Source organism: Pseudomonas sp. BRM28, from assembly GCF_002939405.1.
GTDB lineage: Bacteria > Pseudomonadota > Gammaproteobacteria > Pseudomonadales > Pseudomonadaceae > Aquipseudomonas > Aquipseudomonas palmensis.
In genome coordinates, this window is sequence record NZ_PEFV01000001.1 from 3,861,021 (window position 1) to 3,884,154 (window position 23,134).

21 protein-coding genes are annotated in these 23,134 nt (G+C 64.5%); 9 read left to right on the plus strand and 12 right to left on the minus strand.

The window, feature by feature from the left end; all coding sequences use genetic code 11:
- Positions 1 to 17 precede the first annotated feature (17 nt).
- On the minus strand, positions 18 to 539 hold the full coding sequence (locus CR917_RS18260) for a plastocyanin/azurin family copper-binding protein (RefSeq protein ID WP_043864548.1): 522 nt from the start codon (positions 537 to 539) through the stop codon (positions 18 to 20).
- A 152-nt stretch (positions 540 to 691) separates the two neighbouring features.
- Here CR917_RS18260 and CR917_RS18265 point away from each other — a divergent pair, with 152 nt between their 5' ends.
- Entirely contained in the window at positions 692 to 1,372 is a 681-nt protein-coding gene (locus tag CR917_RS18265) for a heavy metal response regulator transcription factor (RefSeq protein WP_043864549.1), read from the plus strand.
- Positions 1,369 to 2,727, plus strand: a complete 1,359-nt coding sequence (locus CR917_RS18270) for a heavy metal sensor histidine kinase (RefSeq protein ID WP_104572763.1) — start codon at positions 1,369 to 1,371, stop codon at positions 2,725 to 2,727. Before CR917_RS18265 ends, CR917_RS18270 begins: the two co-directional genes overlap by 4 nt.
- A 36-nt stretch (positions 2,728 to 2,763) precedes the next feature.
- On the opposite strand, the gene CR917_RS18275 is transcribed toward CR917_RS18270, so the two are convergent.
- From CR917_RS18275 to CR917_RS18285, 3 genes are all read right to left on the minus strand, one after another.
- Positions 2,764 to 4,008 (minus strand): lipoprotein-releasing ABC transporter permease subunit, encoded by a 1,245-nt coding sequence (locus CR917_RS18275; RefSeq protein WP_043864660.1) that lies wholly within the window; start codon positions 4,006 to 4,008, stop codon positions 2,764 to 2,766.
- A gap of 72 nt (positions 4,009 to 4,080) precedes the next feature.
- Complete coding sequence (gene lolD / locus CR917_RS18280) at positions 4,081 to 4,764, minus strand: lipoprotein-releasing ABC transporter ATP-binding protein LolD (protein ID WP_173925058.1); 684 nt, start codon at positions 4,762 to 4,764, stop codon at positions 4,081 to 4,083.
- Between the two features lie 7 nt (positions 4,765 to 4,771).
- Positions 4,772 to 6,022: a lipoprotein-releasing ABC transporter permease subunit gene (locus tag CR917_RS18285; protein WP_054916186.1), complete on the minus strand. Its 1,251-nt coding sequence runs from the start codon at positions 6,020 to 6,022 to the stop codon at positions 4,772 to 4,774.
- Positions 6,023 to 6,116: 94 nt separating this feature from the next.
- On the opposite strand from CR917_RS18285, the gene CR917_RS18290 reads away from it, so the two are divergent.
- The gene (locus tag CR917_RS18290) at positions 6,117 to 6,704 is read left to right on the plus strand and encodes a PilZ domain-containing protein (protein WP_043864553.1); all 588 of its coding nucleotides are present in this window, start codon (positions 6,117 to 6,119) and stop codon (positions 6,702 to 6,704) included.
- A 27-nt stretch (positions 6,705 to 6,731) separates the two neighbouring features.
- Entirely contained in the window at positions 6,732 to 7,454 is a 723-nt protein-coding gene (locus tag CR917_RS18295; RefSeq protein ID WP_043864554.1) for a glycerophosphodiester phosphodiesterase, read from the plus strand.
- Positions 7,455 to 7,496: 42 nt separating this feature from the next.
- Here the strand turns inward: CR917_RS18295 and sthA are convergent, their stop codons facing one another.
- The 3 genes from sthA to CR917_RS18310 all read right to left on the minus strand — a co-directional run bounded on the left by sthA (position 7,497) and on the right by CR917_RS18310 (position 11,620).
- Positions 7,497 to 8,891 carry a Si-specific NAD(P)(+) transhydrogenase gene (sthA, locus tag CR917_RS18300; protein ID WP_043864555.1) on the minus strand — a complete coding sequence of 465 codons (1,395 nt, stop codon included), beginning with the start codon at positions 8,889 to 8,891 and terminating at the stop codon, positions 7,497 to 7,499.
- Positions 8,892 to 9,078: 187 nt separating this feature from the next.
- Positions 9,079 to 9,990, minus strand: coding sequence for an FAD:protein FMN transferase (locus CR917_RS18305; RefSeq protein ID WP_080922958.1), 912 nt, complete (start codon positions 9,988 to 9,990; stop codon positions 9,079 to 9,081).
- 166 nt (positions 9,991 to 10,156) lie between these two features.
- Positions 10,157 to 11,620: a glyceraldehyde-3-phosphate dehydrogenase gene (locus CR917_RS18310; RefSeq protein WP_043864557.1), complete on the minus strand. Its 1,464-nt coding sequence runs from the start codon at positions 11,618 to 11,620 to the stop codon at positions 10,157 to 10,159.
- Between the two features lie 180 nt (positions 11,621 to 11,800).
- Between CR917_RS18310 and mfd the strand changes: the two genes are divergently transcribed.
- Genes mfd through CR917_RS18325 form a run of 3 tightly spaced genes read left to right on the plus strand, consistent with a single transcriptional unit; the run spans position 11,801 to position 18,492 of the window.
- Positions 11,801 to 15,250 carry a transcription-repair coupling factor gene (mfd, locus tag CR917_RS18315; RefSeq protein WP_043864558.1) on the plus strand — a complete coding sequence of 1,150 codons (3,450 nt, stop codon included), beginning with the start codon at positions 11,801 to 11,803 and terminating at the stop codon, positions 15,248 to 15,250.
- A 10-nt stretch (positions 15,251 to 15,260) separates the two neighbouring features.
- Positions 15,261 to 15,833 (plus strand): CsiV family protein, encoded by a 573-nt coding sequence (locus tag CR917_RS18320; protein WP_043864559.1) that lies wholly within the window; start codon positions 15,261 to 15,263, stop codon positions 15,831 to 15,833.
- Between the two features lie 4 nt (positions 15,834 to 15,837).
- Entirely contained in the window at positions 15,838 to 18,492 is a 2,655-nt protein-coding gene (locus CR917_RS18325) for a DEAD/DEAH box helicase (RefSeq protein WP_173925059.1), read from the plus strand.
- Positions 18,493 to 18,565: 73 nt separating this feature from the next.
- On the opposite strand, the gene nagZ is transcribed toward CR917_RS18325, so the two are convergent.
- From nagZ to CR917_RS18340, 3 genes are read right to left on the minus strand one after another with little or no spacing between them, the layout of a single operon-like run.
- Positions 18,566 to 19,564: a beta-N-acetylhexosaminidase gene (gene nagZ / locus CR917_RS18330; protein ID WP_173925092.1), complete on the minus strand. Its 999-nt coding sequence runs from the start codon at positions 19,562 to 19,564 to the stop codon at positions 18,566 to 18,568.
- Positions 19,565 to 19,586: 22 nt separating this feature from the next.
- Positions 19,587 to 20,111 carry a L,D-transpeptidase gene (locus CR917_RS18335; protein ID WP_173925060.1) on the minus strand — a complete coding sequence of 175 codons (525 nt, stop codon included), beginning with the start codon at positions 20,109 to 20,111 and terminating at the stop codon, positions 19,587 to 19,589.
- A gap of 45 nt (positions 20,112 to 20,156) precedes the next feature.
- Complete coding sequence (locus CR917_RS18340) at positions 20,157 to 20,870, minus strand: TetR/AcrR family transcriptional regulator (RefSeq protein ID WP_104572764.1); 714 nt, start codon at positions 20,868 to 20,870, stop codon at positions 20,157 to 20,159.
- Between the two features lie 228 nt (positions 20,871 to 21,098).
- Here CR917_RS18340 and lexA point away from each other — a divergent pair, with 228 nt between their 5' ends.
- A complete protein-coding gene (gene lexA / locus CR917_RS18345; protein ID WP_043864563.1) occupies positions 21,099 to 21,707 on the plus strand; it encodes a transcriptional repressor LexA in 609 nt (202 codons plus the stop codon).
- Positions 21,708 to 21,719: 12 nt separating this feature from the next.
- Positions 21,720 to 22,202, plus strand: a complete 483-nt coding sequence (gene sulA / locus CR917_RS18350) for an SOS-induced cell division inhibitor SulA (RefSeq protein ID WP_054916190.1) — start codon at positions 21,720 to 21,722, stop codon at positions 22,200 to 22,202.
- A 66-nt stretch (positions 22,203 to 22,268) separates the two neighbouring features.
- Here sulA and CR917_RS18355 read toward each other — a convergent pair whose 3' ends face one another.
- Positions 22,269 to 22,505, minus strand: coding sequence for a hypothetical protein (locus tag CR917_RS18355; RefSeq protein ID WP_043864565.1), 237 nt, complete (start codon positions 22,503 to 22,505; stop codon positions 22,269 to 22,271).
- Between the two features lie 50 nt (positions 22,506 to 22,555).
- Positions 22,556 to 23,077, minus strand: coding sequence for a DUF6586 family protein (locus CR917_RS18360; protein ID WP_100633165.1), 522 nt, complete (start codon positions 23,075 to 23,077; stop codon positions 22,556 to 22,558).
- Positions 23,078 to 23,134: the final 57 nt, after the last annotated feature.

Consider the following 23,134-nt stretch of genomic DNA (forward strand, 5'->3'; position numbering starts at 1 on the left):
TTTGCGCGCTGCATTGGTCATTTGGCGATAGTCAGCTTGCCCACCATGCCGGCCTGGTAATGCCCCGGCACGTTGCAGGCGAACTCGATCGGCGTGCTCTGGCTGAAGGTCCAGGTCAGTTCGGCGCGCTTGCCCGGCGCCACCATCACCATGTTCGGGTCGTCATGCTGCATGCCGCCGCTACCCATCGCACCATGATCATCACCGCCATGATTCATGCCGCCATGTCCCATTGCCGAATGATCCATCTGCCCCTGCATGGCGAGCATCTCCTGCTGGTGCCGGGCGTGCATGGCCGCATCCCCCAGGTTGAACTCGTGGGGCACCTGGCCGTTGTTCACCAGCACGAAACGCACCGTTTCGCCGGCCTTGACCTGCAGCGCGCGCGGCTCGAAGTACATGTCGCCCATCACGACCTCCACCGTGCGCGTGGCCTGCGCCGCCGCAGCCGGCTTGCCGAAGGCGTACTCGTGCCCGGGTGCCGCCAGCAGCGGCAGGCTCCACAGCGCCAGGGCGCTCGCGATCATCAAGCGTTTCATCGTGCATCCTCTATCATGTGCAAGCTCATGCCCCGCACTGTAGAAAACTGCCGCTGGCAACCACCTGACGAAAACATTACAACTTTGTCAGCTTTGCCCCGCGCACCCTGCCACAGGGTATAAACCCAGCCCCCAACGCTGCCGAGAAGCCCATGAAACTGTTGATCGTCGAAGACCAGCCCAAGACCGGCCTCTACCTGCGCCAGGGCCTCAACGAAGCCGGCTTCAGCACCGAACTGGCCACCGACGGCGATACCGGTCAGCACCTGGCCCTGAGCGGCGACTACGACCTGCTGATTCTCGACGTGATGCTCCCCGGGCGTGACGGCTGGCAGATTCTGCAGGCCGTGCGCGAGGCCGGCTTCGACACCCCGGTGCTGTTCCTCACGGCCCGCGATGCGGTAGAGGACCGCGTGCATGGCCTGGAACTGGGCGCCGACGACTACCTGATCAAACCCTTTGCGTTCTCCGAACTGCTGGCGCGGGTCCGCACCCTGCTGCGCCGCGGCGCCAGCCCGCCCCAGGAAACCACCCTGAACCTGGCCGACCTGCGCCTGGACCTGATTCGCCGCCGGGTGGAACGTGCCGGGGCACGCATCGACCTCACCGCCAAGGAGTTCGCCCTGCTCGAACTGCTGCTGCGCCGCCAGGGCGAGGTGCTGCCCAAATCGCTTATCGCTTCGCAGGTGTGGGACATGAACTTCGACAGCGACACCAACGTGATCGAAGTGGCGATCCGGCGCCTGCGCCTGAAGGTCGACGATGGCCACGACAACAAGCTGATCCACACCGTGCGCGGCATGGGCTACGTGCTCGAGGAGCGCCCGGCGTGATGCGCAGATTGTCCCTGGGCGCACGCCTGGCGCTGTTGTTCGCCGCCTGCACGGCGGCGGTGTCACTGGCGGCGGGGCTCCTGTTCAGCCGGGCCAGCGAGGCGCACTTCATCGAGCTCGATCAGCAGTTGCTCGACAGTCGTCTGTCGGTACTGCGCCAGGCGCTCGTTGGCGTGCACGACCGCCCGAGCCTGGCAGCGCGGCTACCGCTGCTGCGCGGCGAACTGAGCCACCAGGCCGACCTTGCACTGCGCATTCGTGGCAGCGACGGGGCGCAGTGGTTTGCCAGCCGCCCCGGCCTGCCTGACGCACCCGACACACCGGGCCTGAGCACCCTGCGCAGCGAGGACATGGATTTTCGCAGCCTGTGCGTGGTGCTTGAAGGCGGCAGCCGGCTCACCCTGTTTCTGGATATCACCCACCACCAGCACTTTCTGCAACGCATGCAGCGCCTGATCTGGCTGACGATGGGCCTTTCGGCGCTGGCCACCGCGCTGCTCGGTGCCTGGGCCGTGCGCCGCGGCTTGCGTCCGCTGCGCCGGATGGGCGAGGTGGCAGCCGGCGTTTCGGCACGCTCGCTGACCACACGCCTGCCCCAGGCCCAGATGCCGCCAGAGCTGGCGCAACTGGCCGGCACCATGAATGCCATGCTCGAACGTCTGGACGATGCCTTCCAGCGCCTGTCGGCCTTCTCGGCCGACATTGCCCACGAGCTGCGCACGCCGCTGTCCAATCTGCTGACCCACACCCAGGTCACCCTCACCCGCCCGCGCAGCCTGGAGGAGTATCGCGAGGCATTGCACGGCAACCTCGAGGAACTGCAATGGATGGCGCAACTGGTCAACGACATGCTGTACCTGGCCAAGGCCGACCACGGCCTGCTGATGCCCAATCGCGAGCCCCTGGCGCTGGACCAGGAGGCCGATGCCTTGATCGAGTACTACGCGCCATTGGCCGAGGATGCACAGATCAGCCTGAGTCGCGAAGGGCTGGCCGAGCTGACGGGAGACCGCAACATGCTGCGACGGGCCCTGTCCAACCTGCTGGACAACGCGCTGCGCTTTACCCCGGCACAGGGCGAGATACGGGTCGAGATTGCGCAGGGTGATGGCAGGGTTCGCCTGGTGGTGGCCAATCGCGGGGCGCCGATCGATGCAGCGCTATTGCCGCGGCTGTTCGACCGGTTCTACCGGGCCGACCCGGCACGCCGGGAAGGCAGCAGCGAACACGCCGGGCTGGGGCTGGCGATCACCCGTTCGATCGTGCAGGCGCATGGTGGGGTGATCAGTGCCGAATCGGCGCAGGGGTGGACGCGGTTCCTGATCGACTTGCCGGAACACAACGCAGCCCTGTAGGAGCCGGCGTTGCCGGCTCCTACAAGAGCGGTGGCATCACTCGTACCGCAAGGCGTACGCCGGCTCGACCTGCGAAGCACGCCACGCCGGATACAGGGTGGCCAGAAAGCTCATCACCAACCCCGCCGTGCAGATCAGCGCCACATCGCCCCATTGCAGTTCCGATGGCAGCGTACTGATGAAGTACACGTCCGAGGTAAAGATATGCTGCCCGCTGACCCGCTCCAGCCAGCCGACGATCTGGCTCACATTGAGCGCCGCGATCACACCGAGCACACCACCGATCAAGGTACCCACCACACCGATCAGGCTGCCCTGCACCATGAACGTGCCCATGATCTGCGCCGGCGTCGCGCCGATGGTACGCAGGATGGCAATGTCCGCGCCCTTGTCGTTCACCACCATGATCAGGGTGGCGATGATGTTGAACGCCGCCACCGCAATGATCATCATCAGCAGCAGGCCGATCATGGTTTTTTCCATCTTCATGGCACTGAACAGGCTGCCCTGGGTGTGGGTCCAGTCATCGGCGCGGTACTGCTCGCCCAGTTCGCCCACTATCGCCCTGGACACCTGCGGCGCGGCATACAGGTCCTTGACCTTGAGCCGCACGCCCTGCACCTGGTTCGGCGCCCAGCGCTGCATGCTCGCCGCATCGGCCATGTGGATCAGGCCCATGGAGCCATCCAGCTCGGCGCCCACCTTGAACACGCCGACCACGTTGAGGCGCTGCATGCGCGGGGTGATGCCGCCGGGCGCGGTGCTCACCTCGGGCACGATCAGGGTCAGCTTGTCACCGACCCTGAGGCCAAACCGACGCGCCGTCATCTCGCCTACCACCACGCCGAACTCGCCCGGCTTGAGGTCGTCGAGCCGGCCCTGAACGATGTGGTCGGCCACGATCGAGACCTTGCCTTCCTGCGCAGGGTCGATGCCGCTGATCTGGATCGGCTGCATCGCGCCTTTGTAGGAGAGCATGCCTTCCATCTCGGTCAGCGGCGCAGCGGCCAGCACTTCGGGGTTCTTCAACGCGGCATCGGCCACCGCCTGCCAGTTGTCCAGCGGCTGGGCGCCCAGCACGGCGGCATGCGGCACCATGCCCAGGATCCGCGCACTCATTTCACGCTGGAAGCCGTTCATCACCGACAGCACCACGATCATCGCCAGCACGCCCAGGGACAGGCCGATCATCGAGGTCATCGAGATGAACGAGATGAAGTGGTTGCGGCGCTTGGCACGGGTGTAACGCGCACCGATGAAAATTGACAAGGGTCTGAACATGAACTGAAGCACCCAGGTAAAGAAAAGAAACACGGGGCCCGCCATGCACGGCGGGCCACCTGTACTGCCAGGTCAGATCGAAACCAGACGCCCGTCTTCCAGGCGCAGCACACGGTCCATCTGTCGCGCCAGGTTGAGGTCGTGGGTCACCACCAGGAACGCGGTCTGCGAGGAGCTGCTCAGCTCCTGCATCAGGTCCTGGATGCCCTGTGCGGTGTGGTGGTCGAGGTTGCCGGTAGGCTCGTCGAGCATCACCAGCCCGGGCCGGTTGACCAGCGCCCGGGCAATCGCCACGCGCTGGCGCTCGCCGCCGGACAGCTCGGATGGCTTGTGCGTCAGGCGATGGCCCAGGCCGACACGCGTGAGCAGCGCCTCGGCACGTTCGCGCGCCTCGGGGATCGGCGTGCGGCCGATCAGCAGCGGCATGCACACGTTCTCCAGCGCGGTGAACTCCGGCAGCAGGTGGTGGAACTGGTAGACGAAGCCCAGTGCGCGGTTGCGCAGCAGGCCACGTGCACGCTCGCCCAGCGCCGACAGCTCTTCACCGGCCAGCCATACACTGCCCTGGGTCGGGGTATCGAGGCCACCCAGCAGGTTGAGCAAGGTACTCTTGCCCGACCCCGAACTGCCGACGATCGCCACGCGCTCACCCGGGTGCAGCTCCAGCTGCAGGCCCGACAACACTTGCACCGACTCCGGGCCTTCCTCGTAGGACTTGCCCAGGTTGCGGCAACTCAGCACTGCTTTATCACTCATGCCCAACTCACTCATAACGTAGCGCCTCCGCAGGCTGGGTGCGCGCCGCACGCCAGGCCGGATACAGGGTGGCGAGGAAACTCAGGACCAGCGCCGCACCGCAGACCATCCACACGTCTTCGGCCATGACCTGGGACGGCAGGTAGTCGATGAAGTACACGTCGGCGTTGAGGAACTTGTGCCCCATCAACCGCTCGAGGCCGGCAATCGCTGCACTCACGTTGAGCGCGGCGGCAATGCCGACCACGGCGCCGATCAGGGTGCCGACCACGCCGATCACGGTGCCCTGCACCATGAAGATGGCCATGATCTGACCCGGCGTGGAGCCCAGCGTGCGCAAGATGGCGATGTCGCCCTTCTTGTCGTTGACCACCATCACCAGGGTGGAAATGATGTTGAACGCCGCCACCGCGACAATCAGCAGCAACAGCAGGCCGATCATGGCTTTTTCCATGCGGATGGCCTGGTACAGGTTGCCGTGGCTGCGGGTCCAGTCACGGGCGTAGAACTCGTGCTCGCCCAGCTTCTGGGCGATGTTCCAGGCTTCGCGGGGTGCCTGGAACAGGTCGTCGAACTTCAGGCGCAGGCCCTGCACCTGGTCGGCCTTCCAGCGGTGCAGGCGCGACAGGTCCGACAGGTTGGTCAGGCCCAGGTAGCCGTCGATCTCGCCGGCGCCCACGTGGAAGATGCCGACCACGGTGAAGCGCTTCATGCGCGGGAACATGCCGGCCGGGGTCACGGTGACCTCGGGGGCGACGAAGGTCAGCTTGTCGCCGATGCCCACGCCCAGCTTGGCTGCGGCCTTGTCGCCGATCATGATGCCGAAGCTGCCCGGCGCCAGTGCGTCGAGCTTACCCTCGCGCACGAAGTCGTCGATGATCGACACCTTGCGCTCTTGCGCCGGGTCAATACCGTTGAGCAGCACCTTCTGTACCTTGCCGTCATGGGTCAGCAGGCCCTGCATCTGGGTGAACGGCGCCACCGCCAGCACAGCCGGGTTCTGCTTTACTGTATCGGCAAGTGCTGGCCAGTCGCTGATCGGCTGTCCGGTCTCGAGGGTGGCATGGGGCACCATGCCCAATACGCGGGTACGCATTTCATGATCGAAGCCATTCATCACCGACAGCACCACGATCATCACCACCACGCCCAGGGCGAGGCCGATCATCGAGGTCAGCGAAATGAACGAGACGAAGTGATTGCGACGTTTGGCACGGGTGTAACGCGTACCGATAAATACGAAAAGAGGTCTGAACATGTCGGGGCTTGTTCGGAGGAAAGAGGAACGTCCTTGTGGCGGGGCTTGAATAGCAGCTTTACACTCAGACCACCGCCGCTACCATGGGTTCGCCATGTCGACATTAGATGAAGAAGATCGCCGCGAATACTACCGTATCGAGGACAGGATCGCACTGGAAATTACCCCTCTGAGCGCCGCCGAGGCCTTGGGCGGCGAGTTGTTGCAAGATGCTTCACCACTCTTCAACCTGCTCAGCGAACTGCACCTGAGCGAGTTCGAGTCCCAGCACCTGCTGCGCCAGCTCAGTGACAAGGACCGCACCCTGGCAGCCTTTCTCAAGGCCCAGAACAAACGCATCGACCTGCTCAGCGCCGTGGTTGCGCAAACCCTGCTGGGGCAGATCGGCGAGGCGCGCCCGGTGACTCTCTCCGAAGGTGGCGTCGAGGTGCACCAGGCCCAGGCCATCACCGCCGGCAGCCGCGTCTCGGTGAAGATGGTGCTGATGCCCCAGGCCCTGGGCCTGCTGCTGCGGGCCAAGGTGACCCACTGCGACAAGGCCGCTGACGGCCTGTTCGACATCGGCGCCGAATTCGTCGAGATGACCGACGCCCAGCGCCAGTTGCTGGCGCGCTATATCCTGCAGAAACAGGCACTGCAACGCCGCCAGGCACTGGAACAGAACACCCCGCCTGCCTCCTGATTTTCCGTCTTGCTTGAAGGAACGAACGTGACCCTGATTTACGGCCACCGCGGCGCCAAGGGCGAAGCCCCCGAGAATACCCTGACCAGTTTCCAGCAATGCCTGAGCCACGGCGTTCGCCGTTGCGAGCTGGACCTGCACCTGTCCTCCGACAACGAGCTGATGGTCATTCATGACCCCAGCCTCAAGCGCACCACCGGCCGTGGCGGCAAGGTGGTGGAGCACAGCGCCGCCGACCTGGTGACCTACGATGCGCGCAAGGGCGGCCCGGGCTGGGTCAACCCCTGCCCGATTCCACGCCTGGAAGAGCTGTTCGAGAAATGTGATTTCGACCACTGGCAGCTGGAGGTCAAGAGTGCCTCGCGCACCCGCGCTGCCACCACGGTGCTGGCGATTCGCGAAATGGCCCAGCGCTTCGGCCTGCTGGACAAGGTCACCATCACCTCAAGCTCGCGGGAGGTGCTGGGCGCCGCCCTGGAGCTGACCCCGGACGTGTCCCGCGGGCTGGTCGCGGAATACACCTGGCTCGACCCGTTGAAGGTCGCGCAGAACTACGGTTGCGAATTGCTGGCGCTGAACTGGACGCACTGCACCCCCGAGCGCCTGGCCAAGGCCCAGCGTCAGGGGTTGCATGTGTCGGTGTGGACAGTCAACGAGCCGGCGCTGATGCTCCGACTCGCCGACTTCGGCGTAGACAGCCTGATTACAGACTTTCCCGGTTTGGCCAGCGCCACCCTCGAGAATCGCTGAAATCGGTCTCCCCGGCCGGCTCAGGCCACCGGCCGGAGCCGCTCAAAAAAGCCGGTTGAGACCGTCGTAGGCGGCAACCCGATAGGCTTCGGCCATGGTCGGGTAGTTGAAGGTGGTGTTGACGAAGTACTTCAACGTGTTCTGCTCGCCCGGCTGGCCCATGATCGCCTGACCGATGTGCACGATCTCCGAGGCCTGGTAGCCGAAGCAGTGCACGCCGAGGATCTGCAGCGTCTCGCGGTGGAACAGGATCTTGAGCATGCCTTGCGGCTCGCCGGCGATCTGCGCCCGGGCCATGCCCTTGAAGAACGCCTTGCCCACTTCGTACGGCACCTTGGCCTGGGTCAGCTCCTGCTCGTTCTTGCCGATCGAGCTGATCTCCGGAATGGTGTAGATGCCGGTCGGCACGTCGTTGACGAAGCGCCAGCTGCCATTGTCGACGATGCTGCCGGCGGCCGAGCGGCCCTGGTCGTGGGCGGCACTGGCCAGGCTTGGCCAGCCGATCACGTCACCGGCACCATAGATGTTCGGCACGCAGGTGCGGTAGGCCTCGTCCACTTCGATCTGGCCACGGCTGTTGACCTTCACGCCGATGTTTTCCAGGCCCAGGCGGTCGGTGTTGCCGGTACGCCCGTTGCACCACAGCAAGGCGTCGGCCTTGATCTTCTTGCCCGACTTCAAGTGCAGGATCACACCGTTGTCCAGGCCTTCGACGCGCTCGTACTCTTCGTTGTGGCGCACGGTGATGTTGTTGTTGCTGAAGTGATAGCTCAGGGCCTGGGAGATTTCCGAGTCCAGGAAGCTCAGCAGCTGGCCGCGGTTGTCCACCAGTTCCACCAGCACGCCCAGGCCGCTGAAGATCGAGGCGTACTCGCAGCCGATGACGCCGGCGCCGTACACGATCAGTTTGCGCGGGGTGTGGCCCAGGCTCAGGATGGTGTCGCTATCGTAGATGCGCGGGTGATGGAAATCGATATCGGCCGGGCGATACGGGCGCGAGCCGGTGGCGATGATGATGTGCTTGGCTACCAGCTTCTCGACCACACCGTTGGCGCAGACCACTTCGATGGTCTGCTCGTCGGCGAAGCTGCCGGTGCCGAAGAACACGTCAACGCGGTTGCGGGCGTAGTAGCCAGTGCGCGAGGCGACCTGCTTGGAGATGACCTTCTCGGCGCTTTTGAGCACGTCGGGGAAGGAGAACCAGCGCGGCTCACCGATGGCCCGGAACATCGGGTTGGTGTTGAACTGCATGATCTGGCGCACCGAGTGACGCAGGGCCTTGGACGGGATGGTGCCCAGATGGGTGCAGTTACCGCCGACCTGGCGACGGCTATCGACCATCGCTACCTTGCGTCCTGCTTTGGCGGCGTTCATTGCCGCCCCTTCTCCTGCCGGGCCGGAACCCAGCACCACTACGTCGTAGTTGTAGACAGCCATGCGTACTCCTTCAGAACAGGCCCGGACGCCAGATTGACCTCCGGGGCTACATCATGCCGCCATCGGCGCCATGCAAAAATTCGGGTGCAGTCTAATCAAGCTTGAACGCCGCGCACATTAACCCTTGGTCGCGTCGTAGGCTATTTTTCTCTGCACTACATGTAGGCCGCCTTGCTGGCGAAGCCTTTCATTTCCCCGCAATGCTGTTGAATGCTGGCGTGGCCCGGGAAACGAACCCACCCTCGACCCGATTCACGAACACTGCCGCAATCCGATGCTCGACCGCGAAGCGCCAACCCTGCTCCGGGCCCAGGATCAGCAACAGGGTCGAGTACCCGTCAGCCATCAGCGCAGTGGGCGCCAGCACCGTCACCGCCGCCAACGCATGGGCAACCGGGGTGCCCAGGCGCGCATCGAAGGTATGCGAATAACGCTGGCCATTCTCCTCGAAATAATTGCGGTAGTCACCCGACGTGGACACCCCGTACCCCTCCAGCGGCAACACCTGTTGGGCTATCTGCAGATCGTCGCGCGGCAGTTCGAGTGCAATGCGCCAGGCACTGCCATCGGGTTTGCGCCCCATTGCCTTGAGCTCACCGGTAGCTTCCACCAGAAAGCTTTCGACCCCCAGAGCTTGCATCCGTGCCACGATCAGGTCGACCGCATGCCCGGCGGCGATGCTGTTGAAGTCGACCTCGACGCCAGCGTCCTTGCACAGTTGCTGGCCTTCGATACGCAAGTGGGTATACCCCACCCGCTCGCGCACCTGCGCCAGCCGCCGGGCATCGGGCACCTTCTCTTCACGCGCCTGGGGCCCGAAGCCCCACAGGTCGAGCAGCGGCTCCACCGTGAGATCGAAGGCCCCGTCACTCTGGCGCGAGAGCTGCTCACCTACCCGCACAAGCTGCAGCACGTCGGCCGGCATCGCCTGGCAGCGGTGGGCGGGCAGTTGGTTGAACTGCCCCACCAGTGAATCGCTGCGGTAGGTGGAGAAGCGCTGGTCGATGCCCTGCAGGATCGCCTCGACCTCCTGCTGCACCTGCCCAGGCGTCGGGCCGCCGGCCTTGCGCACGTACTGCACGGTGTAGCTGCTGCCCATGGTCGGGCCACTGATGCGCTCGATCGAATCCCTGTGCTCGCAACCGGCCAGCAATGCCACCAGGGCAGGCAGCGCAGCCCATCCCTTTTTCACACGACGCCTCCTTTTCTGAAGCCAAAAAAAACGGGAACCCGCAGGCTCCCGTTCTTTCAACGCAACGTAATGCTTAGCGTGGGAACGCTGGCGGGTTGACCCCGGCCATGTCTTCCATCACGCGCACTACCTGACAGCTGTAACCGAACTCGTTGTCGTACCAAACGTACAGTACAACGCGGTTGTCGTTGCAGATGGTGGCCTCGGCATCGACCACACCGGCGTGACGCGAGCCGACGAAGTCGCTGGAAACCACTTCCTGCGAGCTGACGAAGTCGATCTGCTTGTGCAGGTCCGAGTGCATGGCCATCTGGCGCAGGTACTCGTTGATCTCGTCGCGGCTGGTGGCCTTTTCCAGGTTCAGGTTCAGGATCGCCATCGAGACGTTCGGCGTCGGAACGCGGATCGCGTTACCGGTCAGCTTGCCCTTGAGCACTGGCAGCGCCTTGGCGGCGGCAGTGGCGGCGCCGGTCTCGGTGATGACCATGTTCAGCGCAGCGGAACGACCACGGCGGCTGCCCTTGTGGAAGTTGTCGATCAGGTTCTGGTCGTTGGTGTACGAGTGAACGGTTTCGACGTGACCGTTGACGATGCCGAACTTGTCGTTGACTGCCTTGAGCACCGGCACGATGGCGTTGGTGGTGCAGGAAGCCGCCGAGATGATCTTGTCGTCAGGGCTGATGTCGGCGTGGTTGATACCGTGCACGATGTTCTTCAGCGCGCCCTTGCCCGGTGCGGTGAGGATAACGCGTGCGGCACCCGGGCAGGCCAGGTGCTGGCCCAGGCCGTCGGCATCGCGCCAGACGCCGGTGTTGTCGACCACCAGGGCGTTCTCGATACCGTACTGGGTATAGTCGACTTCGCTCGGGTTCTTCGCGTAGATAACCTGGATCAGGTTGCCGTTGGCGGTGATGGTGTTGTTTTCTTCGTCGATGGTGATGGTGCCATCGAACGGACCGTGCACCGAGTCACGACGCAGCAGGCTGGCACGCTTGATCAGGTCGTTCTCGGCGCCCTTGCGTACCACGATGGCACGCAGGCGCAGGCCGTCGCCACCACCGGTCTTCTCGATCAGGATACGCGCCAGCAGACGGCCGATACGACCGAAGCCGTACAGGACCACGTCGGTGCCCTTGCGTGCGGAGGCGTTCTGCTGGCCAACCACGTCGGCCATTTCTTCACGCACGAACTGCTCGGCGCTGCGGCCGTTGCCTTCTTGCTTGAACTTGTTGGCCAGCTTGCCCAGGTCGACCGAAGCGGCGCCCAGCTTGAGCTCGCTCATGGCCTTGAGCAGCGGGAATGTCTCGTGGACAGACAGTTCGGTTTCGTCGGTCTGGCGATGACGGGCAAAGCGGTGGGCTTTGAGGATCGCGATCACCGAACGGTTGATCAGGCTACGGCCATAGATCGAGCTCACCACATTGTTATTGCGGTAGAGCTGACCGATAAGCGGGATCATCGCTTCTGCAAGCGCTTCACGATCGATCCACTCACCAAGACACTGGTCGGGCTTCTGAGTCACGGGAACCTTCCACATGTAGGGACAGAAAAAAGGGGCTACATTATGACGCCCCGCGTCGCTTCGAGCAATGAGCGCCTGTCGCCGGCGCCGCACGGCATGATCCGGGCCCCACATTCAGGCGGCTGAAACCTGACAGCAATGCCCCGCGCCCGGTACAATCGGCGTTTTGTCGCAACGCTTGGAGCTCGACCTCCCGTGCCTGTTCTGCGTCTACCTCACCTGCCGGCCAGTGCCGGCAAACACACCTGGGGCAACCTGCCCGGTGCCGCCCTGAGCCTGGCCATCGCCGAGGCCGCCAGCGCCGCGAAGCGCTTCACCCTGCTGCTGACCGCCGACAGCCAGAGCGCCGACCGGCTGGAGCAGGAGCTGCGTTTCTTCGCCCCGGAACTGGCCGTGCTGCCGTTCCCCGACTGGGAAACCCTGCCCTACGACCTGTTCTCGCCGCACCAGGACATCATTTCGCAGCGGATCGCCAGCCTGTACCGGTTGCCGGAGCTGGACCACGGCATCCTCGTGGTGCCGATCACCACCGCACTGCACCGCCTGGCGCCCACGCGCTTTCTGCTGGGCAGCAGCCTGGTGCTGGACATCGGCCAGAAGCTGGATGTGGAACAGATGCGCACGCGCCTGGAGGCCAGCGGCTACCGCTGCGTCGACACCGTGTACGAGCATGGCGAGTTCGCCGTGCGCGGTGCCCTGATCGACCTGTTCCCGATGGGCAGCAAGCTGCCGTACCGCATCGACCTGTTCGATGACGAGATCGAGACCCTGCGCACCTTCGACCCGGAGAGCCAGCGCTCGATCGACAAGGTCGACTCGGTACGCCTGCTGCCGGCCCGCGAGTTCCCGCTGCAAAAAGACGAAGTCACCCGCTTCAAAGCGCGCTTTCGCGAACGCTTCGACGTGGATTTTCGCCGCAGCCCGATCTTCCAGGACCTGAGCAGCGGTATCGTGCCGGCCGGCATCGAGTACTACCTGCCGCTGTTTTTCGAAGAAACCTCGACCCTGTTCGACTACTTGCCGGAAAACACCCAGGTGTTCTCCCTGCCCGGTGTGGAACAGGCCGCCGAGCACTTCTGGAGCGATGTACGCAACCGCTATGAAGAGCGGCGCATCGACCCTAACCGCCCTCTGCTGCCGCCTGCCGAGCTGTTCATGCCGGTGGAAGACTGCTTCGCCCGGCTCAAGGGCTGGCCACGGGTGGTGGTCAGCCAGGACGACATCGACGCCGGCCCCGGCCGCGAGCGCTTTGCCGCGCAGACGCTGCCCAACCTCGCCATCGAAGCCAAGGCCAACCAGCCCCTGGCGGCGCTGTCGGGGTTTCTCGAGCAATTCCCCGGCCGCGTGCTGTTCACCGCCGAATCGGCCGGGCGCCGCGAAGTGCTGCTGGAACTGCTCGAACGCCTGAAACTGCGCCCGCAAACCGTCGATGGCTGGCACGAGTTCGTCGCCAGCAAGCAGCGCCTGGCAATCACCATCGCACCACTGGACGACGGCCTGCTGCTGGACGATCCGGCCCTGGCTCTGGTTGCCGAGAGCCCGCTGTTCGGCCAGCGCGTGATGCAGCGTCGGCGCCGCGAAAAGCGCAGCGACGTCAACAACGACGCGGTGATCAAGAACCTTACCGAGCTGCGCGAAGGCGCCCCGGTGGTGCATATCGACCATGGCGTGGGCCGCTACCTGGGCCTGGCGACACTGGAGATCGACGGCCAGGCCGCCGAGTTTCTCACCCTTGAATACGCCGAAGGCGCCAAGCTGTACGTGCCGGTGGCCAACCTGCACCTGATCGCGCGCTACACCGGCAGCGACGATGCGCTGGCACCGCTGCACCGTCTGGGCTCCGAGACCTGGCAGAAGGCCAAGCGCAAGGCAGCCGAACAAGTGCGCGACGTGGCTGCCGAGCTGCTCGACATCTATGCCCGGCGCGCCGCGCGCAAGGGCTATGCGTTTGCCGACCCGTCGGTGGACTACGCCACCTTCAGTGCCGGCTTCCCGTTCGAGGAAACCCCGGACCAGCAGTCGGCCATCGAAGCGGTACGCGAGGACATGCTCGCCGCCAAGCCGATGGACCGCCTGGTGTGCGGCGATGTCGGCTTCGGCAAGACCGAAGTGGCCATGCGTGCCGCCTTCATCGCCGTGCACGGCGGGCGCCAGGTAGCGATCCTGGTGCCCACCACCCTGCTCGCCCAGCAGCACTACAACAGTTTCCGCGACCGCTTTGCCGACTGGCCGGTAACCGTCGAAGTGATGAGCCGCTTCAAGTCGGCCAAGGAAGTCGGTGCCGCCGTGGCGGACCTCGCCGAAGGCAAGATCGACATCGTCATCGGCACCCACAAGCTGCTGCAGGACGACGTCAAGTTCAAGGACCTGGGCCTGGTCATCATCGACGAGGAACACCGGTTCGGCGTGCGCCAGAAAGAGCAGCTCAAGGCGCTGCGCAGCGAAGTCGACATCCTGACCCTGACCGCCACGCCGATCCCGCGCACGCTGAACATGGCGGTGGCGGGCATGCGCGACCTGTCGATCATCGCCACCCCGCCGGCACGCCGGCTGTCGGTGCGCACCTTCGTGATGGAGCAGAACAAGAGCACCATCAAGGAGGCGCTGCTGCGCGAACTGCTGCGTGGCGGCCAGGTGTACTACCTGCACAACGACGTGAAGAGCATCGAGAAGTGCGCCGCCGACCTCGCCGAACTGGTACCCGAGGCGCGCATCGGTATCGGCCACGGGCAGATGCGCGAACGCGAACTCGAACAGGTGATGAGCGACTTCTACCACAAGCGCTTCAACGTGCTGATCGCCTCGACCATCATCGAGACCGGCATCGACGTGCCCAGCGCCAACACCATCATCATCGAGCGTGCCGACAAGTTCGGCCTGGCCCAGTTGCACCAGTTGCGCGGCCGTGTGGGGCGCAGCCACCACCAGGCCTATGCCTACCTGCTGACGCCCCCACGCCAGCAGATCACCCCCGACGCCGAAAAGCGCCTGGAGGCCATCGCCAATACCCAGGACCTGGGCGCAGGCTTCGTGCTGGCCACCAACGACCTGGAGATCCGCGGCGCCGGCGAACTGCTGGGCGAAGGCCAGAGCGGGCAGATCCAGGCGGTGGGCTTCACCCTCTACATGGAAATGCTCGAACGCGCCGTCAAGGCGATTCGCAAGGGCACCCAGCCCAACCTCGACCAGCCCCTGGGCGGCGGCCCGGAGATCAACCTGCGCGTACCGGCACTGATCCCCGAGGACTACCTGCCCGACGTGCATGCGCGCCTGATCCTGTACAAGCGCATCGCCTCGGCGGTGGACGAAGATGGCCTGAAGGATCTGCAGGTGGAGATGATCGACCGTTTCGGGCTGCTGCCCGAGCCGACCAAGAACCTGGTGCGCCTGACCCTGCTCAAGCTGCAGGCCGAGAAGCTGGGCATCAAGAAGGTCGACGCCGGCCCGCAAGGCGGACGGGTGGAATTCGAGGCCGAGACCCCGGTCGACCCGCTGGTGCTGATCAAGCTGATCCAGGGCCAGCCCAAGCGCTACAAGTTCGAAGGCGCGACGATGTTCAAGTTCATGGTGCCCATGGAACGCGCCGATGAACGCTTTACTACAGTGGAGGCGCTGTTCGAACGACTCGCCCCGAAACCCGCTTGAAGGATGATCCATGCGTGCAATTCGTAGCTTGACCCTGCTGCTGGCGCTGATTGCGCCGGCCGCCTTTGCCGACAGCCAGTACCAGGTCGAGATGTTCCTGCTGCGCCAGAATGCGGTGCCCGCGATCACCAGCCAGTTCGCCCCGGAAGACTGGCGCCAGGGCGCCAAGGCCCCCAGCGACTACGACGTGCGCAAGCCGGTGCTGACCGCACAGGCCGAAAAGCTGGCCGCCGACAGCAACTACACCGTGCTGCTGCACAAGGCCTGGCAGCAGCAGGTAGGCAGCGAACCGTCGCGGGTTGCCATCAGCGAGGGCCAGGAGCAGTTCGGCCACTTCCCGGTCGAAGGCAATGTCAGCCTCAGGCAGGGCCGTTTCATCGAAGTGCAGGCCAACTTCTGGGTCAACCAGCTCGATGGCAATGGCAGCGTGATCCAGAGCGAACAGCTCAGGCAGGTCAACAGCACGGTGAAGAACAACGAACTGACCTTCCTCGATGGCGGGCACCTGGCGGTCCTGTTCAAAGTGATCGCCGCCGGCACACGCACCACCTCTCCTGCTGAAGCGGAGATGATGGAACAGTAGAGCCATGTCGACCACACTGCAGCGCGCGCTCAAGAGCAAGCTCTGGCGCGAACAATTCGGCCCCAAGACCCTCACCCGAGGGCTTGACTATGCAGACAACAAGCGCGTCAGGCTCGTTTCGGTTGACGACAAGGGCGCGACCACCCTGTGCCACGGGTCCGGCGGCAACCTCTACCGGCAGACCCTGCTGATCGAAGGCGACGTTCACCCCCTCCTGATCGCCACCTGCAGCTGCCCTGTCCGCCAGAACTGCAAGCATTGCGCAGCGGCGCTGTACACCCTGACGGAGCGGCTGACGGCCAACGACTTTCCGCCGCCTCCAGCCACTGCGACCTACCAGAACCAGGTCATCGAAAATGTACCGGCTGTTGCGCACCTCACCCTGGGCAGCTACGAATTCACCGCCTACATGCCCAAGACCGGCAAGATGCAGCGCCAGTTGCAACACCGTGCGGCACTGGCGTTCACCTATGACGGGCAGCGCACCAGCGACAAGAGCAGCAGCGAAGTCATCCGTATCGACGGCAACGTCCGCCAGCGTATCCAGCGTCAGCCAGACGCCGAAAAGGCGCTGCGCCAGACCTTGAAGAAAATGGGCTTCAGCGTTGCCACGCGCCAGAGCAAGGCATTGCCCGACAGCGCCGGCGAAATGCTGCAGATGGCCGACGACCAGGCCTGGCTGCAGTTCGCCCGCACCGGCATCGATACCCTGCGTGCAGCCGGCTGGGAGGTGGAAGTGAGGCCCGACTTCGCCTTCAACCTGCATGACATCGACGACTGGTACGCCGATGTCGAGGAAGCGCCGGGGCGCGAATGGTTCGACCTGGAGCTGGGCATCGTGGTCAACGGCCAGCGCCACAGCCTGCTGCCGATCGTGCTGCACCTGCTGCGCAGCAACCCCGAACTGCTGCGCCCCAGCGAACTGGCCCGGCGCAGCGACGACGAGCACCTGCTGATCGACCTGAACCGCGCCCGCCATGACAGCCCGGCGCTGCGCGTGGCCTTGCCCTACGCACGCATCAAGCCGCTGATGGCCACCCTGGGCGAGCTGTACCTGGGCAATGACAGCGGGCCTTCGCTGCGCCTGGCAGCGCCGGATGCCGCGCGCCTGAGCAGCATCGACGACATGGCGCTGACCTGGCGCGGCGGCGACCGGGTACGCGACTTTGCCCGCCGCCTGCGCGAGTCCAGGCGTACCGACATCGCCGCCCCCGAGGGCCTGAACGCCACGCTGCGACCCTACCAGCTCGAAGGCCTGAACTGGTTGCAGACCCTGCGCGAACTGGAGGTCGGCGGGATCCTGGGCGACGACATGGGCCTGGGCAAGACCCTGCAGACCCTGGCGCACCTGCTCACCGAAAAGAACGCGGGGCGCCTGCAGCGCCCTGCCCTGGCCGTGATGCCGACCAGCCTGATCCCCAACTGGCTCGACGAAGCGCAGCACTTCACCCCGCAGCTGCGCGTGCTGGCCCTGCATGGCCCCGGCCGCACCCGACACTTCGCCGACCTTGACCAGTACGACCTGGTACTGACCACCTACGCCCTGCTGCCCCGCGACCTGGCTCACTTCACCGCGCAGCCCTGGCACCTGCTGATTCTGGATGAAGCGCAGAACATCAAGAACGCCAACAGCAAGGCCGCCGAAGCGGCGCGCGAGATCCAGGCCAACCAGCGCCTGTGCCTGACCGGCACACCGATGGAAAACAACCTGGGCGAACTGTGGTCGATCTTCCACTTCCTGCTACCCGGCTGGCTGGGCGACAGCAAGGCCTTCAGCCGCGATTACCGCTCCCCTGTCGAACGCCATGGCGACGTCGAGCGCATGGCGCATCTTGCCGCGCGCATCAAGCCATTCCTGCTGCGCCGCACCAAGGAACAGGTGGCCCGCGAACTGCCGGCCAAGACCGAGATCGTGCATTGGGTGGAGCTGAGCGACGCGCAGCGCGACACCTACGAAACGGTGCGGGTGGCGATGGACAGGAAGGTCCGCGAGGAAATCACCCGCAACGGCGCGGCGCGCAGTCAGATCGTGATTCTGGATGCGTTGCTCAAGCTGCGTCAGGTGTGCTGCGATCTGCGCCTGGTCAAAAGCATTGCGCCAAGAACCACCCATTCGGACAAGGGCAAGCTGGGCAGCCTGATGCAGATGCTCGACGAACTGCTCAGCGAAGGGCGACGCATCCTGCTGTTCTCGCAGTTCACCTCGATGCTCGAACTGATCGAGCAGGAGCTGCACAAGCGTGGCGTCCGCTACAGCCTGCTGACCGGTGAAACCCGCGACCGGCGCACCCCGGTGCAGCAGTTCCAGAGCCTGCAGACGCCACTGTTTCTGATCAGCCTCAAAGCGGGCGGCACCGGCCTCAACCTCACCGCGGCCGACACGGTGATCCACTATGACCCGTGGTGGAACCCGGCCACCGAAAACCAGGCCACCGACCGCGCCTACCGCATCGGCCAGGACAAGCCGGTGTTCGTCTACAAGCTGATTACACGGGGCACGGTGGAAGAGAAGATCCAGAAGTTGCAACAGGAGAAGGCAGCGCTGGCTGCAGGCTTGCTGGAGGGGCGTCAGGCGGGGGACTGGAAGCTGGCGGATGAAGACATTGATGCGCTGTTTGCGCCGTTGCCCGGGAAGCGGCAGGCCGCAAAATCCAGTTGAGCCTTTCGCCGGCAAGGCCGGCTCCTACAGGTATCGCAGCACCTGCAGGAGCCGGCCTTGCCGGCGCAGGACCTCAGTCGATCAGTTGCGCATCCTTCAGCGCGCCAAGCGCCTCCAGCCAGCGGGGCTGCTGGCGGTAGTCGGTACGCGCAAAACCCTGCCCGCGCATCTGCGCGATCCGCGGCGACGGCCTCACCCTCAACCGCTGCGCCGCCGACAACGCAAGCTCGGCAGCCGCCCGATCATTGCACACCAGGCCCATGTCGCAACCGGCACTCAGCGCCGCCTCGATACGGCTGGCGGCGTCCCCCACCACATGCGCACCGGCCATCGACAGGTCATCGCTGAAGATCACCCCGTCAAAGCCCAGCTCGCCACGCAGAATCTCCTGCAGCCAGCGCCGCGAGAAGCCGGCCGGCTGGTTGTCGACCTGTGGATAGATCACATGCGCCGGCATCACCGCCGCCAACTGCCCGCTCAGGCGTGTGAACGGCACCAGGTCGGCTGCGCGGATCTGCTCCAGGCTGCGCTCGTCGGTGGGTATCGCCACATGCGAATCCGCCTCGGCCCAGCCATGCCCCGGGAAGTGCTTGCCGCAGGCCGCCATGCCCGCCGCGTTCATGCCGCGAATGAAGGCACCGGCAAGCAAGGTGGCGCGCTGCGGGTCACCCTCGAAGGCGCGACTGCCAACCACCGCGCTGCGCTGGTGGTCAAGGTCCAGCACCGGGGCAAAGCTCAAGTCGAGCCCTACCGCCAGCACTTCGGTTGCCATCAGCCAGCCGCAGTGTTCGGCCAGGCGCTCGGCATTGGGGTTGTCGGCAATCGCACGCATCGCGGGCAAGCGCACGAAGCCCTGGCGCAGGCGCTGTACGCGACCACCCTCCTGGTCCACGGCCAGGATCAGGTCCGGGCGCACGGCACGAATCGACGCACTCAGTTCGCGCACCTGGCGCGGGCATTCGATGTTGCGGGCAAAGATGATCAGGCCGGCCACTTCGGGCTGACGCAGCAGGTGGCGGTCTTCGGCAGTCAGCCAGGTGCCGGCCACGTCGACCATCAGGGAGCCTTGCAGGCGGGTACTCATAAATGATCCTTCAGTTGAGGGGCGCGCTCGCCCACTGGGGGCAGGCGGCTTCTTCGATCTGTACCGGGCAATGCACAGGCACCCGGTCGAACAGCGCTACCAGGTCGGCGTTGCGCAGGCGTATGCAGCCGTGGGACAACGGCACACCCATGGGTTCGCTGTCGGGCGTGCCGTGCAGGTAGATATAGCGGCGGAACGTATCCACGGGCCCGAGGCGGTTGCGCCCCGGCTCGCGGCCGCTGAGCCAGAGAATGCGCGAGAGGATCCAGTCTCGCCCAGGGAACTGCGCGTGCAGGTCGGGCGTCCAGAGCTCGCCGGTCCAGCGACGCCCGCGCAGCACCGCGCCCTGGGGCAAGCCCGCGCCGATCTTCGCACGCACCTGATGCAGCCCGCGCGGTGTACAACCGGAGCCGTTGTGCTCGCCCGGGCCATTGAGTGCGGTGGACACCGCAAGACGCACCGCCAGTCGCCCCTGGGCGAACCCATAAAGGCACTGGTCGGCGATGGAAATGTGCAGCAAATCGAGAATAGGCATGGGCGCTAGCTTAGCCGAAGCCGGCTGTGCCGCCCAGCCGGGGAATCAGGCCTTTGCCGGTACCGGGGCGTGGCTGGTCTTGCTGCGCGGACGCAACTGCGCCGCCGCCATCGCCTCGTCCGTGACCCCGCTGTCGGCACGCATGCCGGCGGCCAGGAACGGCACCATCAGGCGCATGACCTGCTCGATCGAGGTATTGACCCCGAAATCGGTCTCGGCAATCGCGCGCAGGGCCTTGATGCCCGACATGCTGAACGCTGCAGCGCCGAGCATGAAATGCACGCGCCAGAACAGTTCGAGGGGAGGAATCTGCGGCGCGGCCTCGTTGACCAGCAGCATGTAGCGGCGGAACACCTTGCCGTACATGTCTTCGAGGTAACGACGCAGGTGGCCCTGGCTCTGGCTGAAGGCCAGGCCCAGCAGGCGCATGAAGATCGACAGGTCATTGCCGCTGCGCGGCTGCACCACCAGCGCCTGCTCGACCAGCATCTCCAGCAGTTCTTCAAGGCTGGGCTTGTGCTCGGGGCGCGCCTGGCGCCGATCGAGCTCACGCTCCAGGCTCTGGCAGAACGGCCCTAGAAAACGCGAGAAGACCGCCTGGATCAGCGCCTTCTTCGAACCGAAATGGTAGTTCACCGCCGCCAGGTTGACGCCGGCCTTGCTGGTGATCAGCCGCAATGAGGTTTCGGCAAAACCTTTTTCCGCGAACAACTGCTCGGCAGCATCGAGAATGCGTTCAACGGTTTCCGACTGGGCCATGACTACTCCGCGAGACAAACACTTGTTTGAAACATACGTTTCAAGGCAGGGTTCTGTCAAGTACGCACGGGCGTTTTGTGCCCGGCCGGTCATGGTATTGAAGGCAGCGACAAGCCACAAGCCGGAAGCGGCAGGCAGCTGCGGGCACGCCTGGAGCTTGCCGCTTGTAGCTTGCCGCTATCACTGTATATAATCCCAGTCACTGTATAAAAAGACAGAGCGATCGACATGCTAAAACTGACGCCACGCCAAGCTGAGATTCTGGCTTTCATCAAGCGCTGCCTCGAAGACAACGGCTTCCCGCCCACCCGCGCGGAAATCGCCCAGGAACTGGGATTCAAATCCCCCAACGCCGCCGAAGAGCATCTGAAGGCACTGGCCCGCAAGGGTGCAATCGAGATGACCCCTGGTGCCTCGCGCGGCATCCGCATTCCGGGGCTCGAGAGCAAGCCCGATGAAAACGCCCTGCCCATCATTGGCCGCGTGGCCGCGGGTGCCCCTATCCTCGCCCAGCAGCACATCGAGGAATCCTGCGCCATCAACCCGGCCTTCTTCCATCCCCGCGCCGACTACCTGCTGCGTGTGCACGGCATGAGCATGAAGGACGTCGGCATCGTCGACGGCGACCTGCTGGCCGTACACACCTGCCGCGAAGCGCGCAATGGTCAGATCGTCGTAGCCCGCCTGGGTGACGAAGTCACGGTCAAGCGCTTCAAACGGGAAGGCAACAAGGTCTGGCTGATCGCCGAGAACCCCGAATTCGCCCCTATCGAAGTCAACCTGAAAGAGCAGGACCTGGTCATCGAGGGCTTGAGCGTCGGCGTTATACGCCGCTAATAAGGAGGCGTCATGCAGTTCCCCCACGTACCACAGCAAGCACAGTTGCCCTTGTTCGAAGCATTCCTGGCCCAGCCGGTACTGCCGCGGGTCAAAACCAGGCAGCCCGCCCGGCAAAGCAACAAGCCGCAGGCATTCAGCGAGCTGTCCTTGCGTGGCGCGCTGGAGCACTGCCAAAGCCTGCTGGCACCGGTGCTACGCGACCTGAGCGAACTGAGTGAAGAGCATGACGCCCGCTGGCTTACCCTGATCGCCCCGCCCGGCAGCCTTACCCAGGCCTGGCTGAGGGACGCAGGGCTCAACCGCGAACGCATACTGCTGCTGCAGCCTCGCGGCAACCAGAGTGCGCTGCAACTGGCCTGTGATGCCCTGCGTCTGGGGCGCAGCCATACGGTGGTCACCTGGTTCAATCCGGTCAGCAACGGCGCCCGCCTGCAACTGACCAATGCTGCCCGTGCGGGTGACGCACAAAGCCTGAATATCCGCCTGGGCTGATACTCGCTGAACGCTCGAAGGGTATGCAGCAGGCTTCCTCAGGACGAGGAAGCCGGATACTGACGGTCAGTGCAGAACCCGTGGGCCTGCATGTTCCTGTTCGATCTCGCCTTCAACCAACTTGCCGGCCATCTGCACACCAACGCTGAGCATGGCCTTGGCTACCTCGACGTGTTGGCCCTGCAGGAACGCCTTGGCATCTTCCGAAAAATCCAGGGTTACCAACGACCCCTCGTCCTCGGCGCGGCGCAACTCGATGCGACCGTCAGGCAACTCTACAATTTCTAGAAAGGACGTGGGCATAAAAGACTGTTCTCCAGGAAAGGCCGGCATTGTACCAGCCACTGGCAGGATCAGCACTCACTCAGACCTTCGCGAAAACGCACCACGAGGCGTTTGAGATTCTGCCGCCAGCTCTCCAGTTCTTCGCGCGACAGCGCTGGCGCCTCGGGTTCATCCAGGCTCACGGCCTGAATCAACGGTTGGGTCACATCACCTTTGGGCGCCTTGCTCGCGACAGGTGGTCGGAACAAATCGGCATAAGCCCTGAGCAGTTGCGCCAGCCAGGTTTCAGGCTGCTCGGCGAGTTCGACCAGTTCAGCCAGCTCGGGAATGGCAATGGTCGCCAGTACTTCACGGCTCAGCAGTTGCTCGGCACGCAGCGCGGTTGCCTGGGGCAAGCGATAATAGCCACCGATCTCATGACACAGCCCCAACAGCGCACCATACAGGTGAAACAGCGCAGACTCCCGCTCGGCCTGGGTCTGCGCCTGGGCGTTCATGGCGCGACTGTCCTGCGCCTTGCCCAGTGCCTCAAGGGCCAGACCGGCGAAATAGATCTTCTGGTTGGTACGGGTATAGAGTTCCTGGGCCATCGAGGCGCGCTCCGAGGGAGTGTGAGGCGGGGGCTCAGTTTCTGTGATGGATCGCAG

Excerpts from the sequence above, each read along its gene's own strand:
- CR917_RS18260 (WP_043864548.1), bottom strand. The coding sequence starts at position 539 with ATGAAACGCTTGATGATCGCGAGCGCCCTGGCGCTGTGGAGCCTGCCG.
- CR917_RS18265 (WP_043864549.1), top strand. The coding sequence starts at position 692 with ATGAAACTGTTGATCGTCGAAGACCAGCCCAAGACCGGCCTCTACCTG.
- CR917_RS18275 (WP_043864660.1), bottom strand. The coding sequence starts at position 4,008 with ATGTTCAGACCCTTGTCAATTTTCATCGGTGCGCGTTACACCCGTGCC.
- lolD (WP_173925058.1), bottom strand. The coding sequence starts at position 4,764 with ATGAGTGATAAAGCAGTGCTGAGTTGCCGCAACCTGGGCAAGTCCTAC.
- CR917_RS18285 (WP_054916186.1), bottom strand. The coding sequence starts at position 6,022 with ATGTTCAGACCTCTTTTCGTATTTATCGGTACGCGTTACACCCGTGCC.
- CR917_RS18290 (WP_043864553.1), top strand. The coding sequence starts at position 6,117 with ATGTCGACATTAGATGAAGAAGATCGCCGCGAATACTACCGTATCGAG.
- sthA (WP_043864555.1), bottom strand. The coding sequence starts at position 8,891 with ATGGCTGTCTACAACTACGACGTAGTGGTGCTGGGTTCCGGCCCGGCA.
- CR917_RS18305 (WP_080922958.1), bottom strand. The coding sequence starts at position 9,990 with ATGGGCAGCAGCTACACCGTGCAGTACGTGCGCAAGGCCGGCGGCCCG.
- CR917_RS18310 (WP_043864557.1), bottom strand. The coding sequence starts at position 11,620 with ATGTGGAAGGTTCCCGTGACTCAGAAGCCCGACCAGTGTCTTGGTGAG.
- CR917_RS18320 (WP_043864559.1), top strand. The coding sequence starts at position 15,261 with ATGCGTGCAATTCGTAGCTTGACCCTGCTGCTGGCGCTGATTGCGCCG.
- CR917_RS18325 (WP_173925059.1), top strand. The coding sequence starts at position 15,838 with ATGTCGACCACACTGCAGCGCGCGCTCAAGAGCAAGCTCTGGCGCGAA.
- CR917_RS18335 (WP_173925060.1), bottom strand. The coding sequence starts at position 20,111 with ATGCCTATTCTCGATTTGCTGCACATTTCCATCGCCGACCAGTGCCTT.
- CR917_RS18340 (WP_104572764.1), bottom strand. The coding sequence starts at position 20,870 with ATGGCCCAGTCGGAAACCGTTGAACGCATTCTCGATGCTGCCGAGCAG.
- lexA (WP_043864563.1), top strand. The coding sequence starts at position 21,099 with ATGCTAAAACTGACGCCACGCCAAGCTGAGATTCTGGCTTTCATCAAG.
- sulA (WP_054916190.1), top strand. The coding sequence starts at position 21,720 with ATGCAGTTCCCCCACGTACCACAGCAAGCACAGTTGCCCTTGTTCGAA.
- CR917_RS18355 (WP_043864565.1), bottom strand. The coding sequence starts at position 22,505 with ATGCCCACGTCCTTTCTAGAAATTGTAGAGTTGCCTGACGGTCGCATC.
- CR917_RS18360 (WP_100633165.1), bottom strand. The coding sequence starts at position 23,077 with ATGGCCCAGGAACTCTATACCCGTACCAACCAGAAGATCTATTTCGCC.